Origin of the sequence: Rhodococcus sp. NPDC047139 (assembly GCF_040643435.1) — a bacterium.
Classification (GTDB): Bacteria; Actinomycetota; Actinomycetes; order Mycobacteriales; family Mycobacteriaceae; genus Rhodococcus.
In genome coordinates this window covers 250,392-267,173 of record NZ_JBEYUH010000006.1, presented here as the reverse complement: position 1 = coordinate 267,173, position 16,782 = coordinate 250,392, and the positions used below count along the sequence as shown (strand labels likewise).

Below are 16,782 nucleotides of genomic sequence, written 5' to 3'. Positions count from 1 at the left end.
CACGTGGGTAGACACTCGCTGGCCGACCGCATGGCCGAGACCGTCGTGATGGAGCGGATCGTCGCGGCGCACGATCCCGGCGGGACGCTGCACGAACCCCAGACGCCCGAACTGGACGGGCGCGCGGCGCGGCGCAACACCGTCGTGATGCTCGGCAGCCGTTTGGCTGTCGCGTCGATGGGCTGGGCCGGTTCGATGATCGTCGCCCGCGCGCTCGCCCCGGACGATTTCGGCAAGTTCGCGTTCGTCTTCGGTCTGCTCGGCCTGCTGTCGGTCGTCACCGATCTCGGCGTCGGACGAGTGGTGCTCGCCAAACTCGTCGAGTGCAATCCGTGGGAGGTCTCGTACGTCACCACCGCGTTCATCGCGTTGCGTGGCATGCTCGGGCTTCTCGGCTACGCGCTGGCGGTCGGTTACGTACTGCTCCTCGGATACTCCGCCGATGTCGTCTGGGCGACGGTGATCGCGGGACTCGTCGTGGTGATCGCGACTCCCAACAACGCTCTGGCCGTGATGTACCAGAGTCGCTTGCGCATGGCGTCGGTGGCGGTGGCCGAAACCTTCGGTCAGCTCGCCCAATTGATCGCCACCATCGCAGCGGTGCTGTGGAATCCGGTGCTGCTCGTGCTCGTCGCGCCGGCCGTTGTCAACGAGATCGTCGGAGCGGGCATCCTCGTGCGCGGCGTCCGGGCAGGCAAGGCCGGCCCCCGGCCCGCCGCGCGGGCCCAGCTGTGGCGCTGGCGGGAGATGCTCGTCGAGGCGATCCCGCTCAGCATCGGATTCGCTCTGCTCACCGTGCTCTCGAAGATCGACGTGCTGATGCTCGGGCGGATGGACACCTTCGACTCGGTCGGCCTGTACACGGTCGGATACAAATTCGCCGACCTGCTGTCGATGGTCTCGTCGACCGTCGTCGGGCCGGTGACCACCCTGCTGGTCGCAACGTGGCCCGCGCAGACCGACCAGTTCCGCCGACGCACTCGTGAGGCAGCGATGCTGCTCGCGGTCCTGGGTGCGACCGCGACCGCCGCATTCTGGACGTCGGCCGACGGAGTGCTCTCCCTTCTCTACGGCGAGCGGTTCGCCGAGGCCGCCGACGCATCACGCATGCTGGTGCTCGGCAGCGCTCTGTCGATGCTGACCGAACTCGGTCTCATGGTGCTCATCGCGACCGGACGGCACCGGGTGTATCCGTGGGTCGCGCTGGGCGCGCTCGCCGGGAATGTCGGCGCGAACCTCGTGCTCATCCCTCACATGTCGTTCGACGGCGCGGCTCTGGCGACCGTGCTCACCGAAGCCGCGATGCTCGTGGCCATCTGGATCGTCGTGAGCCGCACCGTGCGAATAGGGGGGCTGCTCCCCTTCTCCCAAGTCGCGGCAATCGCAATGCTGGGGGTTTCGGTGGCCGTGTGGATATCGTTGTTCGCCGACCGCTACGATCTCCCCTGGCCCGTCACCGCCGCCGTCTCGGCGTTCTGTGTCCTGGCCGGAACCCACGTCCTTCCCATCACCGGCGGGCTCGGTCTCGTCGGTCTCGTCAAATCCCGTTGAGGTTGCAGTGTCCCTTTCGCGGTCCATGCCGCGCCGCGTTTCGCGGTCCATACCCTTGCGCGCCGTCCTCACTCTGGTCGGTGTGTTCGCTCTGTCGTGCACCCAGAGCACCGAGGCACGCGAGTGCCGAACCGACCTGACCGGCGGCAGCCTGGGGATCGCGACCGGATCGGGTCTGGACACTCTCGACGACTCCGAACTCGACGAGTACATGGCTGCGGTCGCCGACAGCGGCGCCGGCTGGGTCCGATTCGACATCGACTGGTCGATCATCGAACCTGCGCGCGGTCGCTTCGACTGGGGTGGGACCGACCGGGTCGTCGCCGCCGCGGCTTCGCACGACCTGCAGGTGCTGGGCCTGCTCACCCATACCCCGCAGTGGGCGCGCACACCCGAGGCCGACGCCGACGACACCCACGGCATGCCCGCCGACCCGGAGGAATTCGGGCGCTTCGCCGGGGACGCCGCCGATCGCTACTTCGACAGCGTGACGCACTGGGAGATCTGGAACGAACCGAACCTCACGTCCTTCTTCGCTCCACAACCCGATGTGGAGGCGTACGCCGACCTGCTGGTGGCGGCGTCGGACGCGATCCGCAACATCGATCCGGCTGCCGTCGTCGTCACCGGCGGTCTCTCCCCCGCCACCGACAACGGATCGGACATCGCACCCACGACGTTCCTCGCCGAGCTGTACGAACAGGGAGTCTCGTCGACCTTCGACGTGGTGGGCATGCACCCCTACAGTTATCCCGCCCTACCGTCCGACGCGTCGACGTCCGACTGGAACTCCTTCTACCGGATGCGCGAGATGCGCACCGTCATGGTCGAGAGAGGGGATTCCGACAAGCCGATCTGGGCAACGGAGTTCGGGGCTCCGACCGGAACGGGCACCGACGCGGTCGGACTCACCGAACAGGCAGACATCCTGCGCGACGGGATATCCGAACAGCGGGCGCTCGGTTTCGTCGACAAACTGTTCGTCTACAGCCTCCTCGACCGAGGCTCCGATGTGTCGGACCGCGAACAGAATTTCGGGGTCGTCGCCCACGACGGGTCGCCCAAACCTGCCTGGGACGTGCTGCGCGCCGCCGCGTCCACCCCCGGTTGCCTCTGATCACGACGGGGGCATCGCGAGCGTCCCGCCGGTCGCCCTGCGCAGGGGGCGGACGAGGTCGGCGGCACGATCGGCGGCACGGAGGGTCCACCGCTGGTGCGGCCGTGAGCCGGGTACGGCGACCACCGAACCCACGCGGTATCCGCCGTTCGCCCACTGCGACTTGAATTCCGATGTGCCGTAGAGATAGTCGAACCTGTCGATGCCCAGTTCGTCGTGCCGATCGGTGATCCGGCGCTGCAGCAACTGGCCGGGCTGGTAGCGGCGCATATCGGGATGGAAACGGCCGATCCACATCTCCACCGTCGACCCGGTACGAAACATGATCTCGTGGGCGCGCCACCGCCCACCGACGAGCAGACCGACGACGAGAAGCCGGCCGGCACGCGCTTCGGCGTCGAGCAACGGCCGGCTGAAGGACGCCCACGGCGGCGCGCAGAAGTTGTCGCGCCCGCTGTGCTCGTCGGCGGCCGCGGCGACGGCGACGATGTCCGGCCATCGCCTGGCGAGATGGCCGGGATCGCGCACCACTTCGACGGTCACGGGTGTGCCCGCACGTTCCAGCACGCGTTCGAGCCGGGACAGGGTCTTGAGCGTGCGCCTGCCGCGTAGCGACTCCGCCCCCGCCCCGGCTGCGATATCGATCGTCAGGCACTGCTCCGTTGCGACGACGTCGACGCTCCAGCGCGGCGAGGCGCGCAGCATCGCGAGCAGCGGATCGGCGAGGTCGATGTGGTCGAGCTGCAACGCCATGTTCCGTGCGGCGATCCCGTCGAGAAGATCACCGAGTGCGCATTCGTCGGCGGCGAGAAAGGTTCCGATCGTCCCGAGACCGTGAGCGGGCAGGCGCAGCGCGGTGACTCCGAAACGCGTCCTGGCGTGTAGTGGTGCGAGGCCGACGAGCCGACCGCCGCGCCGGACGGTGCACACCGCCGGCCGGCCGCGTCCCACCCGGTTCCAGGCCAGAGCATACGACGGCCGGGTTGCGACGCGCGCTGCCCGTTCTTCTGCAAGGGCGTCCCACTCGCCGGCCATCCGAGCGGCCGACACCTCGTCATGGATCTCGAAACTCACGATGCGTACACACCGGGACCTTCGGTCCGCGAATCCGACATCCTCCGGACTTCCCCTCGCTGCAGTCGATTCGCGGCCGGCCGTGCCGCTTACTCCACGGCAGAGATCGCAGGGTGCGGGCGAAGCGTTACGGCCGGCGCCGGAATCGCCCGTCCCGAGCGTACGCGATGTGGCCGAGGTCAGGGTCCGAGCGCATCGGTGACCCCGCAGAGGATCCGATCGAGGATCGTCCTCGATGTCGCGAAGTTGATGCGCACGAAATTGCGCGCAGCCGATCCGAACCGCACACCACCGTCGACGAGTATGCGACCCCGATCGCGTACGGCCGACACCGGATCATCGATCCCGAGCGGTCCGGTGTTCACCCACGTGAGGTAGGTGCCCTGCGGCATGTGGTGCCGCAGAGCCGGAATCCTCTCGCGCAGCACCTCGTCCACATGCCTGCGATTGCGGTCGAGGACGCGCAGCAGATCCTGCTGCCACGCGTCGCCCTCACGCCACGCCGCCAGCGTGGCGATCACTCCCGGGACCGACACCGTTCCGTAGAGGTCGAACGGTTCCGCATCCCGCCGCCTCAGCAGGAATGCAGGACCGTAATGCACTACCGCGCAACGCAAACCAGCGAGATTGAACGCCTTGCTCGCAGAGGTGAGGGTCACGGTCCGGGCGGCGACCTCCGGCCCGAGCGAGGCGAACGGGATGTGCCGGTGCGGCTCGTAGGTCAACTCGGCGTGGATCTCGTCGCTGACGACGAGCATGTCGTAACGTTCGGCGATCTCGGCGATCCGCTCGAGTTCTTCGCGGGTGTACACCCGCCCGGTGGGGTTGTGCGGGTTGACGAGCACGAGAACGCGCGGACGTCGCCGCGCAACCAACGGCACGAACGTCTCGAAATCGAGCGCCCACCCCTCCCCCCGATCGACCAACGGAAAGTCGACCTGCTGCAGGCCCATCCGGCGCAGAGAAGCCAGGAACGGAGGATAGTTCGGCGTTTGGATCGCCACGGCGTCCCCACGCGTGGTGCTCAGGTGCAGCACGAGTTGCAGCGCCTGAATGAGATCGGTCTGCTCACGGACGGCACCGGGATCGGGTTCCCAGCCGTATCGCATGCGCATGCGGTTCGCGAACTCCTCACGCAGCGGAGTTCCGTGGAACCAGTCGGGATAGCCGAGATCACTACGGTCCACCAGATCGCGCAGTGCGTCCGCGATGGGAGGTGCGACCGGAAAATCCATGTCGGCGACCCAGGCAGGAGCCAGCCCGTCGGCGACCGCCCGCGCCCACTTGGCACCGGACCGCGCCGACAGGGCGTCGAAGTCGAGGTCGTCGAACCCGGTCACCCCAGGACCGTCGACCGAGAGGCACTCGTCGCTGGTCATGGGGAGAGAATGGCACGGTTTGCGCCGCGCCGCGCGGCGAAATCAGGCGGCCGGGCGCTGACCCGTGACGAAGAAGATCAACCGATCCGCGACGTCGAGGGCCTGATCGCCGAAGCGCCCGTAGAAGCGGGCGAGCAAGGCGGTGTCGACCGCCGTCCGGATGTCACCATCCCACTCGGGACTTTCGAGGCGGGTGAGCAACCGCGAATGGACCGCATCGAGTTCGTTCTCGAGGGTGTGGATGCCCGTGATCGTCTCGAGGTCGAAGTCGGCGAACGCGTCGCGCAGAATCGCGACGATCTCCCCCGCGAGATCGGCCATCCGGCGAAGATCGTCGCGCAAGAGCTCGGACACCAGCGACTCGGGATGGCGACGCCGAACCACCCGCGCGATGTGCAGGCTCAGCTCACCCATCCTCGTGAGATCGCTCGTGATGCGCACGGCAGAGAACACCAGCCGCAGGTCGGCGGCCACCGGGCCCTGCAGGGCGAAGATCCTCACCGCCCGATCGGAACAATCGGTGTCGAGTTCGGCGATTCTGGCGTCGAGATCGAGAGCGCGCTGGGCCGCGTCGAGATCGGTGTCGAACAGCGCGCGGGTGGCCAGTTCGAGACCCTCTCCGGCGACAGATGCGAGCTCACCGAGGCGTTCGACCAGTTCATCGAGTTGACGCCTGAACAAATCCCGCATGTCTCGCTCCTCTCGACCGCGTCACCGCCACGCGTACCCGGTCCATTGTCGTCGCAACCCTGCCAGGGGACTAGCCACGGGTGTCGGCGACGCTCTCTGCGGCTGCGTCGCTGTCGGACGGGGCAGAGCTCGCACGGTCATCCATGCGAGCGAGGTGAGCTTTGATCCATTCGGTGCTTCCCGGCACTGCAGTGTTGTGCTGAGCGGTGTCGGCAACGCAGGTAGACAAATCGAATCCCTCATCGTGAAGCCGATGTGCTCGGCTGCGCAGGCCACATCCATCCCCTGACGTGACCGCGATCACTATAGCGCTTCCGTGTCGGGCTTCAACTCGCGCCGGAGAACGTCAGTAGCGTGGTGACCCATCCGGGTGCTCGTGACGCTGCCCGTAGTCGTAGTCGTAGTCGTAGCTGTGTCCCTCGTCGTAGCGATACCGCTGGTGCCCGGGTTCCTCCGCAGGGACGAACAGCGGCTCGGACCGCGGCGAAGCCGGTACCGGAGGCCGGTGACGAGTGTCCGGTACCGGACGCTGCTGAACTCCGGGTACCGGCGGCGCTGCGGGTACCGGCGGCGCTGCGGGTGCCGGTTCGGGGAGGGGCTGCACGGAGTCCACGGATCCTCGGCTGCGGGACGGAAGTGCGGGTAGGACCTCACGTCCGGCGCCGAGCACGACGAGACGCGTGGGTACCTCGACCTCGACAAGCGCACTCAGGGTGTCCTCGGCAGCAGCGCGTTCCTCGGCGGCGGCCTGCACGACGATCACTGCGAGCGCCAAGCCTTCGGTGCGCACCCGGGTCCACCACTGCTCGCCGAGTTCGCAGCACACGATCCGGTCGGAGGCATCGCCGAAGGCGTCCGTTTCGACCGTCACTCCCACCCCGTGCAGAAGGAGGATGTAATCGCCGAGCGACGCGCGTTGCTGCAGCATGACGACGGTGTCGAGGGGGAGCGTCGCTCGATCGTCCTTCACGATCTGCACGGCCGAACGGTGACGCCGAGCGATCCGCCTGGCCCATGCTGCGCTGTTCGTCGTACCGAAGCGTCCGAGGAAGGCGACCAGCAACTCCGCGGCGACGACGAACACCGCGAGGAAAGTCACCGCGGCTTCGGCGCGCGGCTGTGGAGACACTTTCTCACCGGAACCTGCCGGCGCCGACAGCACCTGCAGGTATTCGAGGCTCCCACCCGAGCGCGCCTGCCGGAGTTGTTCGAACCGCGCATCGAGTTCGGCCTGCAACACGGGGTCGCCTCGACCGTCCGCATCGGCCGCGATACTCGCGGCGAGATCGGCCCGCAGGCCGCCTACGACCGCGTCGAGATCGGCGATGCGCGCGTCGAGGGCGGCACGATTGCGGTCGGTCTGCGCCCGGTCGAGCTGCGTGACGACGACCTGCACGAGACGGTCGGCGTCGGCCTGCGAGTCGTCGCGGGCGGTGACGGTGAGCAGGGTGGGTGACGAGCCGTACCCTACGTCGATTCTCGACACCAGCTCGGCGGGGTCCTCGTTCGTGTCGGCGGCGATCGCGGCGACGACCGCCGAGTCCTGTGACAGGGCAACATAAGGAGCGATGAGCTGTCCGAGCGTCGCGTCCGAGCCCGAGATCCCGGTCGTGGAGCGAATCTCGGCGACGAGCGACGATTCGTACACACCGGGACCGTTGTCTCGGACGAAGAACATCCCAACCGCGGCGAGCACGGCGACGGCCGCGGCGGGTATCGCGACCCGGGCGAGGTCGCGGGCATGCCCCACCAGATCGACGGTCGGGGGAACACCGAGCTCGCGCCGCAGTTCGGCGTCGCGGATGCTTCGTTCGGACACGATGCACAAGGCCTTTCGCTGTACGCCCCGGGAACAGGGCACGTCGCCATACTTTCGTGACGAATCGGGCAAACGTTACCCCGCCCGCAGCGCCCGTCAGTTGCCGAGCAGCCAGCGCGGACGTGACCACATCTGCCATGTCTCCGCCACACGCGCGCCGGCAACGAGGTAGAGGGGAGTCACGCGCGGCCGGGTCAGTCCGCACATCGCGATCGGACCGCGCTGCGCGTGCGTGTGCGCGGCGCCCGCCCGGATCAGCCGGTTGGCATAGCCGCGGCGGTGCCGGCCCGTGCGGGTCCCGAGCGACCACACCGTACGGATCGGGCCGCTGTCCACGAGCAGCGCACAGCATTGCAGATCGGAATCGTCGACGATCCCGACCACCTCGACACCGGATGCGCGGGCAATCGTGTCGGCGTATGCGACCGCGGCGGTCCCGGGTGCGATCCCGAACGTTCCGGCAGCGAGTTCACGGGCGTGCGCCATGTCGGCCTCGTCGAGTGTCCGGAAGCCCGGATCGAGAGGGGCGCCGTGCGCGACGAGGTAGGTCAGATCCAGCGAACCCGCGCACACCCAGCCGCGGTCGGCGAGGACCTGTGCTGCGCCGAGACCGTCGCCGGCGAGCAGGACGATCGACGGCAGCCCCGCTTCGGTGAGGGTCTCGTAGACGTGGTGCGCGTGGGCGGTGACGTCGCCGCCGTGGACGAGGGCGAGGTTGTAATCGGGATCAGGCGCCCCGGTGATGCCGACCCACCAGCCGTCGCCCTCGGACCAGCTACCCGCCGACGTGAGGGGACGCATGCTCGCGCCGTAGGAGCGACGCAAGCGAGACGGCGATACGAGGCTTGTTTCGATCGACACGGTATCCACGCCTTCCCCTTCCCTGCCGCAGAGATCTCCCGACCATCTCTACAGGGTCGATGCAGAAACAGCATCGGCGGCACCCATCCGGTGCCGCCGATGCCGAAACGTCCGTCGATCAGGACGGGTTGCCGATCAGATCACGCAGGAACTCGATCACGAACCGGAGAGGATCCACCGGCTCCGGCTGCGAACCGGGAGCATCGGGCACATCCCCGGTTTCGGGGGCGGCCTGGGCGTGCGGTGCGGGGGCCGGCGTCGTCTGCGGGGCGGGCGCCGAGCGGGCCTGCGGTGCGGGCTCGCCACCACCGACCGTCACGGAGATGCCGCCGGTGAAGGGGCGTCCGGACGCGTCGAAGATGTTCTCGTACTGCTTACCCGAGGCGTCCTGGCAGCCCCAGAACACGTTGTACGTTCCATCGGTGATCGCCTGAGGGCCGGCCTGAGAGGGAGCGCCGTCCTTGACGTACAGCGCGCTCGAGGTGGCGGTGTTCCGCACCTCGAAGCTCGTGCCCGCGGGTTGAGCATCGATCCGGCCCGACGGCTCGGCCGTGTCCACGGTGCCCGGCTTCAGAACGTAGGTGACACAGGTGACGCCGCGGTCGACGTCCGCCCGGGACAGATCGAAGTCGACTACGACGGCACCGTTCTCCGCCGTCGCCGACACACTCGGCCCTGCGGCGGACGAGACGCCGGGAACCGCCAGTGCGAGCAGCGCGGCACCGGAGGCCGCGACGGCAGCTTTCTTCGCAACAGAATTCATCGATTTCCTCCCCGTAATTCGATACCGGCGGCCGCTTGGTCAGCGGCGCGCCGTCGACCGCGCCCGGCGCGCGTAAACGCAGGCGCGTAGGCGGAAACGTTACCGTGAGGTGTCGCCGCTGTCTCGGCGAGACAGCGATTCCGAACGGGCGGCGCGATCCACATGCCCGAGATCACGATCGGGCTCCACAAGATCGCGTACCTTCTGTTTGAGGGTGGAGATCTCGGGAAAACCTTTGTCTTCCTTGCGGTCCCATACAACCGCTTCGTCGACGACTATGCGGAACACTCCGCCCGTCCCCGGAACGAGGGCCACTTCACCGAGCGCGGTACCGAAAGTGTTCAACAGTTCCTGGGCCATCCACCCGGCGCGCAGGAGCCATCGGCACTGCGTGCAGTAGGTGATCGCCACACGAGGAGCCTGCTCGGTCATGAACGACAGAATATCGCTACCTCGAACAGGTGAAGCCCCGGCGATCGTGGTGGTGAATCGCCGGGGCTTCGGCACAGACCAGCGATGGGGGTAACCGGTCCGTGCAGTCGCCCTCACAGGGGGACAGGAGGACGACGTGAATCCGAGTCTAGGCAGACAGATTATTACTCGCGAGTATCCCGCCGGTCGGCGTCCCGTGGCTCAGGAAACCACGGGCGGATTCGAAGAATCACGCTCTGCGCGCTGCATCTCGACGAGTTCTTCCTCGGTCTCGGCGACGTGCAGGAATCGCCCGACCGCGAGCGCGCCGAGAACCGAGAGGCCCAGCCACGCCGCCAGCGCCGATGCGATCCACACCCACATGGCTCACAGTGTGCGGGAAAGCTCGGCCAACACCAAAAAACCCGAGATCACAACATGGTTGCAATAGCAATACTCGAGGACGGCTCACAATGGGAATTCGCTCCCCCACAACGCATCCGCCATGGCCGGCAGTGTCAGCTCGATGTCGTGCTGCTTCTGTACGCGACGACGCGCAGTGACGACGAGTTCGTTTCCCAGATCCGGCTCGTCGAGTATCCACCGCAGTGCTGCTGCCAGCGCTTTCACGTCACCGGGCGGCACCAGTACCCCGGCTCCTCCGGACAGATATTCGGCGGTACCGCCGTGATCGGTTCCCACGACCGGCACACCGTGCGCCATCGCCTCCAGCACCCCCAGCGGCCCGGCCTCGGGTGAGGTGCTGGCCGAGACCAGCACGTCCCACACCGCGAAGACGTCCGCCGGATCGACCACGCCCAGGAAGGTCACGCGCCCACGCAGGTCGGGACGGTCTGCGCGGCGCCGCAACTCCTCGAGGAACGGTTCGTCGCCGGGGAACGGAGCGCCGGCCACATCGAGGTGGAGGCCGGGCACCTCGGCGACCGCGTCGAGGAGAACCCGGTGTCCCTTCCACTCCGTCACCGACGCAAGAATGCCCACGCGCGCCGTCGAGTCCGCACGAGATGCGGGTGAGGAAGGGATCGAGGGGATCGGGACACCGTTCGGGGCGACGCTCACCCGATAGCCGCATTCACGGACCGGAACGGCCGTGGCCCGGGAGACCGCGACAGCACCCGCCACCGCTGCTCTGCCCAGCCGGGCGACGAGACGCTGCTTCCTCGACGACAGTGTGTCGTGCACCAGCCACCTCGCGCGCTCACGGTGGGGCGTGCCTGCCACGGCGAGTCGCAGGCACGGTAACGCGAACAGCGAGTTGCACACCACGCGCGGTCGCTCGGCGAGGAGCACGCGACGTACCCGGAGCGCTCCCACCAACCAGCGCACGGGCAGACCGGCGAGTCCGGCGATCCGGCCGAGTCCCGTCTGCCCCCACATTCCCAGTCTCGGCACCCGAATATGCCTGCATCCGGCCGGAAGTTCCTCGGCGAGTGGTCCGTCGGGGCACGCGACCGCAACTCGCAGGCCTTGTTCGAGAGCGACGTCGATGAGCGTCAGCATGACCTTCTCGGCACCCGAACGCTGGCCGGTGTGCCCGACGAACAACAGCGAACCGCTCACTGCGCGGCAACCGTCCGATGCACCCGGTACAGCAGATCGGTCAGCCGCGCGGCGGTCGTGCGGATGTCGAACGACTCGGCGATCCGTAGGTGGGCGGCCGCCCCCATCCTGCGGCGCCGGACTCCGTCGGCGAGCAGCAACCGAAGTGCTGCGAGAAGCGATTCCTCGTCGCCGTGATCGACCAGCAGCCCGGTCTCCTCGTCGACAACCATCTCGGGGATGGAGCCGACCGTGGAGGCCACGACGGGAAGACCCGCCGCACCGGCTTCGAGAATCACGTTCGGCGCCTGGTCCATCCCGGAGGGAAAGCACATCAGATCCGCCGCAGCGAGTAGATCCCACAGCCGGTCGTCACCGCTGACGAGATCTCCCACGACCCGCACGCCCGGCAGGTCCGGAACGGTATCGCGGGTGACGAGTACCAGATCGCATATCTCGCGTAGGTGCTGCTGATGCAGCCGCAGAAGGGTGTTGCCACCCTTGCGTTCCATGCTCGTGCCGACGAAGACGATGGTGGGCCGCGGGTGGTGCGAACGATCGGGCAGCGCCCGTTCGCCGGTGAGGAAGGGCGACCAGATCCCTGGCGCCATCGTCACCACCTTCTCCTCGGGCAAGGCGTACCTCGGGCCGGTCAACGACGATGCCGTACGCCTGCCGTTGGCGACTACCAGCGCCGCGGCGTCGAGCACCGGCCGTTCGAAGCGGGCCGCAGCGCTGACCGCGAGTGGGGTGAAGCGGGTCGGCGCACGATACGGGAGCAGATAGGCGTTGAGTTCGTTGGTGCTGTCGGTGGTGACGACCGTGGGCAGAGCCCGCACGAGGTCGGTAGAACCGAGCATGCAGTTCTGGGTGTAGACGTGCAGGACGTCGATGTCTCCTTCGGCGAGGCGCTCCTGCACCCGGCGCCTCAGCCCGCGCGAATGTACGAGCTGCCCCCGCAGCGCCTGCAGGTCGAGGTCGAGGCGACCGAGCACGGGAACCGGCGCGCGAAGAACCCTGCCTACGAGCCCCGGACCGTCGGCGTCGAGGAAGTCGACGACGATGTCGTCGCGTTCGGCGAACGCCCGCCTCAGCGAATTGTGCACGGTGGCGTGCCCACCGATGTTCTCGTTGACGAACAACGCTCTGAGGGGTCGTGCCACCGGCGGATCTCCCGTTTCGTCCGTTTCTCGCTTTGCGAGGAGATCGGGTGTTCTCTCCACTTCGTTACAACAATGCAACGACCCAGAGGTTGCGCGATGCCCCGGTCGCTCCGCTCCCCGGTGCCGGCGAGAGCGCTCGCCGCTTTCGCGTAGTGCACTACGCATGACCCCCGACCTCCCTCGGCCGAGAGTGGACTGGCGACCACAAGGGGGAACCATGACCACGCCGCCTCTGCACACCCACAGGGCCCTTGCCGTCACCTGTCTCACCGTCACGGTTCTCGCCGGAACCGCATGGGGAACACCTGCTGCAGCCGACGAGACGACCGTGCCGGAGCCGTCCGACTGCTCGAGTTGTGACTCCCACGGCAGCGAGAATCCCGGATGGAACCGTTACACGTTTCCGCCGATCACATCGATTCCTTCCGTTCCACTCCCGCCGATTCCCACCACTCCGCCGGACCTTGTAGATCCACCTCCCGTGCCTCGGCTCCGACCGTCCGAGCCGCCGGAGCCCTCACCGCAGCCGCCTCCCTCGGTGGAACCACCGGTGCGCCGACCCCAGGAGTCCCTCGGGGGGACCCGCACTCCCCCGCAACCCGAGGTCACTCTCCAGCCGGAGAGTCCCGATGCTCCTTTATCACCGGCCGATTCGCGGCGCGAACGAGTCTCCGCGGAGGTGACGACGGCGGAATCCTCCCGGACCGACACCGTCTCTCCGACTTCGAACGCCGCCACCCCCGCTCCACCAACCGAGTCTCGTTCACCCGAGCCCACCCCGACCGAGTCCGAGCCTGTCCAGAGCACCTCTCCACAGCCCGATTCCGCCCAGCCCGAGCCTGCCCCACCGGCGACGGCCGACGTCGCACCTGTGTCGATCGGCACGGACTTCGGTGCGTGGCTGCTATTCGCCGCCGCACTCGCCGGCACGGTAGCCGGGATTCGTATCAAGCGAATCATCGATCGGCACAAAGATTCCCGTTGCGACATCCCGAACTCCGACATTCGTCTCGACACGTCGCCCGCCGTGATCGAAGGTCCCGCGGACGACCCCCGGTCGCTGTCGGTGCGCCTCGAACTCGGAACCCCCTGAAAGAAAGGTAAGGAATCATGACCACCGTCGATACGCGCTCCACACTGAGGTCGATGGTCTTCGACGCCGCCGACGATGCCGATCTCGTGTCGAGGATGGCCGCACAGGCCGGCCCCGACGAACTTGCCCGTCGCACAAGCGGTTCGCGTATTCCCTCGCACGCTCTGAGAATCGTCGAGAAGCGGATCCTCACAACGGCGTTGGGCCTACTCGACGAGGATCCCGGACCGCTGTTCGCGAAGGGTCTGGGCACTCTTCAGAACGTGATGACCGCGGCGCGCGCAACTCGTGCCGATCCGGGCACGCAGGTCGTCGAGAACATTCTCGACCCGTATCGAATTCCGGTTCGGCGACCGGCCCGGGTCACATTGTTCGTCGAGGAGCACGAGTCTGCCTGTATCGATTTCGAACTGAGTGTCGTCTTCACCATGGGACGCACCTCCGTCTCCGTTCGGAACGGCGCTGTCGAATTCATCGAATGCGAGGCGGGAACCATCAACGTGAGCCTGTCACTCGCCGGCACGGTGCCACCTCTGCTCCAGCGGAAGGCCAGTTTTCCGGTGCGGTGGGATGTACGACCGCCCATCGTGATTCCCCTTCCCGAGCCGAGCCGACCGGACAGCCGCCGGTTCTACGGCCCCGCCGTCGCTCGACACCCCGGCAATCGCAGCACGTGAACCGGAGACATCGCGCGACACGCGCTTCCCGTCGCCGAGGAAACCGCCGCGAATGCGGGGCGGGAGGGAGTTACGGGGCGTCGGGATGCCTGTGCACGAAGTTCAGGTACGCCTTCGACGGGGTGGGTCCACGCTGGCCCTGGTATTTGGAGCCGACCTTCGCGCTGCCGTAGGGATGCTCGGCCGGGCTCGTCAGCCGGAACAGGCAGAGCTGACCGATCTTCATGCCGGGCCAGAGCGTGATCGGCAAGTTCGCGACGTTCGACAGCTCGAGTGTGATGTGTCCGTCGAATCCCGGATCGATGAATCCGGCAGTCGAGTGCGTCAGCAGACCGAGACGACCCAGCGACGACTTGCCTTCGAGCCGACCCGCGAGGTCGGCGGGCAGGGTGCACCTTTCCATCGTCGAACCGAGCACGAACTCACCCGGGTGCAGTACGAAGGGCTCGCCCTCCGGCACCTGCACGAGCGACGTCAGTTCGTCCTGCTGCTTCGCCGGGTCGATGTGGGTGTAGCGGGTGTTGTTGAAGACACGGAACAGGCTGTCGAGCTTGACGTCCACGCTCGAGGGCTGCACGAGCTCCGGATCGAACGGGTCGATCCCCAGATGACCGGAGGCGATCTGGGCGCGGATGTCACGATCGGAGAGCAGCACGAGTAGAGGTTAACAACCTGGCCTTGCGCAGCTTCTACGTGGCCGAGTCGCGCCGGAGCTCAGCCGACATCGTGACCAGCAATTCGGTGCATTCGTCGACGACGTCGTCGTGGCTCAGCGGTACGGTCCCGTCGAGCCAGGCCGTGAGCGCCTGCGCGAGCCCGCCCACGACGTAATGGGCTGCCAGGTCGAGGCGGGGACTCGGCGTGATGGCGAAGATGTTCTCCGCCTGGGCGGTGACGAGGCCTGCGAACATGCGGGTCGAGTCGAGGCGTCGCTTCGCGAGCTGCGGATTGGCCTGGCTTACGGAGAACAGCATGCGACCCAGCCGCGGATCTTCGTCGATCTCCCGGACGATGTTCTCCACACAGGCCCGCACGATCGCGCGGGCGTCGCCGGCCGGTGCCGCCGCTACGGCAGCGAGTGTGCTCTCGGCGATGCGTCGAACGACGTGGTCGTAGACGGCGCCGGTGAGCTCGTCGCGATCGGCGAAGCTTTCGTAGAAGTAGCGAGAGGCCAGGCCTGCACGTTTGCAGACACCGCGAACCGACAGCGTGGGTTCGCCGTCGGCCGCTCCCAGGAGGTCGAGACCGGCCTCGATCAGCTGGGCTCGCCGATCCGCCTGCCGTTCCTCACCTGCGCGTCCACCGTAGAGCCGTCCAGTTGCCATGCCCCCATCTTCGCAGCGTCCGGCCTTTACGCTCCACCTGGATCTGAGTACAGTCGTGGTCACTTCGAGTAAAGGGGATCTTCGATGACAGCAATCGTCGACAAGCCCGTCGGACTGGACGACACGATCGACGGAATCGGCCTGGCCGCCGGAGCGGCGAACATCATCATGCAGTTGTCGTGGCCCGGTGTCGGCTACGGCGTCTACGAATCCCGCGTGGAGTCGGGGCGGTTGTTCGACCACCCGATCAAGCGCACCCGCACGACCCTCACCTATCTCGCCGTCGCGGCCCGGGGCACCGACGACGAGAAGCGCCTGTTCCGGCGCGGTGTGAACAAGGCCCACGCGCAGGTCCGCTCCACCGATTCGAGCCCCGTCGAGTACAACGCGATGGACCCGGAACTCCAACTGTGGGTCGCGGCGTGCATCTACCGGGGCTTCGAGGACGTGCACCGCGCGCTCTACGGGCCGATCCCCGACGACGCGATCGAGTACTTCTATCAGAACGGCGCAACCTTCGGGACGACACTGCAGGTGCCAGAGGAGATGTGGCCGAAGGACCGCGCAGCGTTCGAACAGTACTGGAACGACAACCTCCACAAGGTGAAGATCGACGACACGATCCGCGAGCACCTGCTGTCGATCGCGCGGATCGAGTTCCTGCCCCAACCCGTTCCCGCCCTGTTCGGCCCGCTCAATCTGTTCTTCACCGCGGGCTTCCTGCCGCCGCTGTTCCGCGAGCAGATGCTGTTGCCGTGGACGCCGCGCGACCAGCGTCGCTTCGACCGACTCATGCGCACTCTCGGTGTGGTGAACAAGCGACTGCCGGTGGCGATACGCGAACTGCCCTACCGCGTCCTGCTGGCCGACATGCGATGGCGAATCCGGACGGGACGATCACTCGTCTAGGGGTGCCGCAACAGACTCGGAGAGTCTGCTAAAGTTTGCTCCGAAGCTCGGGCCGAGCCGGTGAGAATCGGCAAAAGCCCAGCGTGCCGATGTAGTTCAATGGTAGAACATCAGCTTCCCAAGCTGAATACGCGGGTTCGATTCCCGTCATCGGCTCTCCTGAAGGCCCTGGTACGCGCATCGCGCAGCCGGGGCCTTTGTTGTCCTCCGCGTAGCGGTACCTCCGTCGTACCTCGGCACCCGAATGAACAGATGCCTACACGGTCCTCCGCGCGCCCTGGCATACCGCCGCAGTAAGCAATCAAGAGACCGAGACTTAGGTCGACTGGGTTTACACTCCCCCCATGCTTGAGTCAGTAGAGCCCCCGATCTCTGTCACTAACTGAGCGT

General features: G+C 67.1%; 17 protein-coding genes and 1 tRNA gene. 6 read left to right on the top strand and 12 right to left on the bottom strand.

Features of this window, described 5'->3' with window-relative positions; all coding sequences use genetic code 11:
- The first annotated feature begins 3 nt into the window (after positions 1–3).
- Both ABZ789_RS10380 and ABZ789_RS10375 read left to right on the top strand, forming a co-directional pair.
- The gene (locus tag ABZ789_RS10380) at positions 4–1,551 is read left to right on the top strand and encodes a flippase (RefSeq protein ID WP_358422887.1); all 1,548 of its coding nucleotides are present in this window, start codon (positions 4–6) and stop codon (positions 1,549–1,551) included.
- A gap of 82 nt (positions 1,552–1,633) precedes the next feature.
- On the top strand, positions 1,634–2,668 hold the full coding sequence (locus ABZ789_RS10375) for a cellulase family glycosylhydrolase (RefSeq protein WP_358422884.1): 1,035 nt from the start codon (positions 1,634–1,636) through the stop codon (positions 2,666–2,668).
- Here ABZ789_RS10375 and ABZ789_RS10370 read toward each other — a convergent pair whose 3' ends face one another.
- The 10 genes from ABZ789_RS10370 to ABZ789_RS10325 all read right to left on the bottom strand — a co-directional run bounded on the left by ABZ789_RS10370 (position 2,669) and on the right by ABZ789_RS10325 (position 12,388).
- A complete protein-coding gene (locus tag ABZ789_RS10370) occupies positions 2,669–3,742 on the bottom strand; it encodes a GNAT family N-acetyltransferase (protein WP_358422881.1) in 1,074 nt (357 codons plus the stop codon). It abuts the gene before it with no gap.
- Positions 3,743–3,921: 179 nt separating this feature from the next.
- A complete protein-coding gene (locus tag ABZ789_RS10365; protein WP_358422878.1) occupies positions 3,922–5,121 on the bottom strand; it encodes an aminotransferase class I/II-fold pyridoxal phosphate-dependent enzyme in 1,200 nt (399 codons plus the stop codon).
- 42 nt (positions 5,122–5,163) lie between these two features.
- Entirely contained in the window at positions 5,164–5,811 is a 648-nt protein-coding gene (phoU, locus tag ABZ789_RS10360; RefSeq protein ID WP_358422875.1) for a phosphate signaling complex protein PhoU, read from the bottom strand.
- A 346-nt stretch (positions 5,812–6,157) separates the two neighbouring features.
- The gene (locus tag ABZ789_RS10355) at positions 6,158–7,630 is read right to left on the bottom strand and encodes a hypothetical protein (protein WP_358422872.1); all 1,473 of its coding nucleotides are present in this window, start codon (positions 7,628–7,630) and stop codon (positions 6,158–6,160) included.
- Positions 7,631–7,726: 96 nt separating this feature from the next.
- Entirely contained in the window at positions 7,727–8,431 is a 705-nt protein-coding gene (locus tag ABZ789_RS10350) for an N-acetyltransferase (protein ID WP_358422869.1), read from the bottom strand.
- A gap of 178 nt (positions 8,432–8,609) precedes the next feature.
- Positions 8,610–9,254 (bottom strand): hypothetical protein, encoded by a 645-nt coding sequence (locus ABZ789_RS10345; protein WP_358422866.1) that lies wholly within the window; start codon positions 9,252–9,254, stop codon positions 8,610–8,612.
- Between the two features lie 99 nt (positions 9,255–9,353).
- Positions 9,354–9,686 (bottom strand): SelT/SelW/SelH family protein, encoded by a 333-nt coding sequence (locus ABZ789_RS10340; RefSeq protein WP_358422863.1) that lies wholly within the window; start codon positions 9,684–9,686, stop codon positions 9,354–9,356.
- A 201-nt stretch (positions 9,687–9,887) separates the two neighbouring features.
- Entirely contained in the window at positions 9,888–10,049 is a 162-nt protein-coding gene (locus tag ABZ789_RS10335) for a hypothetical protein (protein ID WP_358422860.1), read from the bottom strand.
- Between the two features lie 84 nt (positions 10,050–10,133).
- A complete protein-coding gene (locus tag ABZ789_RS10330) occupies positions 10,134–11,246 on the bottom strand; it encodes a glycosyltransferase family 4 protein (protein ID WP_358422857.1) in 1,113 nt (370 codons plus the stop codon).
- Positions 11,243–12,388: a glycosyltransferase family 4 protein gene (locus ABZ789_RS10325; RefSeq protein ID WP_358422854.1), complete on the bottom strand. Its 1,146-nt coding sequence runs from the start codon at positions 12,386–12,388 to the stop codon at positions 11,243–11,245. The genes ABZ789_RS10330 and ABZ789_RS10325 overlap by 4 nt, the downstream gene beginning before the upstream one ends.
- 871 nt (positions 12,389–13,259) lie before the next feature.
- Here ABZ789_RS10325 and ABZ789_RS10320 point away from each other — a divergent pair.
- Both ABZ789_RS10320 and ABZ789_RS10315 read left to right on the top strand, forming a co-directional pair.
- The gene (locus tag ABZ789_RS10320) at positions 13,260–13,481 is read left to right on the top strand and encodes a hypothetical protein (RefSeq protein ID WP_358422851.1); all 222 of its coding nucleotides are present in this window, start codon (positions 13,260–13,262) and stop codon (positions 13,479–13,481) included.
- 17 nt (positions 13,482–13,498) lie between these two features.
- Entirely contained in the window at positions 13,499–14,158 is a 660-nt protein-coding gene (locus ABZ789_RS10315; protein ID WP_358422848.1) for a hypothetical protein, read from the top strand.
- 70 nt (positions 14,159–14,228) lie between these two features.
- Here the strand turns inward: ABZ789_RS10315 and dcd are convergent, their stop codons facing one another.
- Both dcd and ABZ789_RS10305 read right to left on the bottom strand, forming a co-directional pair.
- The gene (dcd, locus tag ABZ789_RS10310; protein ID WP_358422845.1) at positions 14,229–14,813 is read right to left on the bottom strand and encodes a dCTP deaminase; all 585 of its coding nucleotides are present in this window, start codon (positions 14,811–14,813) and stop codon (positions 14,229–14,231) included.
- 34 nt (positions 14,814–14,847) lie between these two features.
- The gene (locus ABZ789_RS10305; RefSeq protein WP_358422842.1) at positions 14,848–15,483 is read right to left on the bottom strand and encodes a TetR/AcrR family transcriptional regulator; all 636 of its coding nucleotides are present in this window, start codon (positions 15,481–15,483) and stop codon (positions 14,848–14,850) included.
- A gap of 84 nt (positions 15,484–15,567) precedes the next feature.
- Between ABZ789_RS10305 and ABZ789_RS10300 the strand changes: the two genes are divergently transcribed.
- Complete coding sequence (locus tag ABZ789_RS10300) at positions 15,568–16,392, top strand: oxygenase MpaB family protein (protein ID WP_358422839.1); 825 nt, start codon at positions 15,568–15,570, stop codon at positions 16,390–16,392.
- Positions 16,393–16,477: 85 nt separating this feature from the next.
- Positions 16,478–16,548 (top strand) — tRNA-Gly (locus tag ABZ789_RS10295).
- The last annotated feature ends 234 nt before the right edge of the window (positions 16,549–16,782 follow it).

What these genes read in the sequence shown, in the direction of transcription:
- ABZ789_RS10315 (WP_358422848.1), top strand. Translation starts at nt 13,499, where the DNA reads ATGACCACCGTCGATACGCGCTCCACACTGAGGTCGATGGTCTTCGAC.
- ABZ789_RS10335 (WP_358422860.1), bottom strand. Translation starts at nt 10,049, where the DNA reads ATGTGGGTGTGGATCGCATCGGCGCTGGCGGCGTGGCTGGGCCTCTCG.
- ABZ789_RS10340 (WP_358422863.1), bottom strand. Translation starts at nt 9,686, where the DNA reads ATGACCGAGCAGGCTCCTCGTGTGGCGATCACCTACTGCACGCAGTGC.
- ABZ789_RS10305 (WP_358422842.1), bottom strand. Translation starts at nt 15,483, where the DNA reads ATGGCAACTGGACGGCTCTACGGTGGACGCGCAGGTGAGGAACGGCAG.
- ABZ789_RS10345 (WP_358422866.1), bottom strand. Translation starts at nt 9,254, where the DNA reads ATGAATTCTGTTGCGAAGAAAGCTGCCGTCGCGGCCTCCGGTGCCGCG.
- phoU (WP_358422875.1), bottom strand. Translation starts at nt 5,811, where the DNA reads ATGCGGGATTTGTTCAGGCGTCAACTCGATGAACTGGTCGAACGCCTC.
- ABZ789_RS10300 (WP_358422839.1), top strand. Translation starts at nt 15,568, where the DNA reads ATGACAGCAATCGTCGACAAGCCCGTCGGACTGGACGACACGATCGAC.
- ABZ789_RS10365 (WP_358422878.1), bottom strand. Translation starts at nt 5,121, where the DNA reads ATGACCAGCGACGAGTGCCTCTCGGTCGACGGTCCTGGGGTGACCGGG.
- ABZ789_RS10350 (WP_358422869.1), bottom strand. Translation starts at nt 8,431, where the DNA reads ATGCGTCCCCTCACGTCGGCGGGTAGCTGGTCCGAGGGCGACGGCTGG.